The sequence below is a fragment of the Bifidobacterium callitrichos genome, assembly GCF_008698085.1.
Lineage (GTDB): Bacteria > Actinomycetota > Actinomycetes > Actinomycetales > Bifidobacteriaceae > Bifidobacterium > Bifidobacterium callitrichos.
This window is the reverse complement of the sequence record NZ_RZJP01000005.1, coordinates 33,393-33,714: the sequence shown is the minus strand read 5'-3', so window position 1 is coordinate 33,714 and position 322 is coordinate 33,393.

Here is a 322-nt window from a genome sequence, read left to right as displayed (position 1 = left end):
TCTCCACCGTGTGGATCTACCACTGTAGATTCACCTCCCCTCAGCGTCACAAATTTCCAGAATCTCCCCTGTGCTCGGGAATAAGTGACGCTCAGAAGAAGGCAGCGTCACATATTCCCACGATATGGGGAAATCTCGGTAAAAAGTGACGCTAAGAAAAGGGCAGCGTCACTTATTCCCGATCACAGGGAAGATTTCGGAAATAAGTGACGCTGGGAGAAGGGCTGGGAGAGAGCGCCGTAGTAGAGAGGTAGAGAGGTAGAGAGGTAGAGAGGTAGAGAGGTAGAGAGGTAGAGAGGTAGAGAGGTAGAGAGGTAGAGCG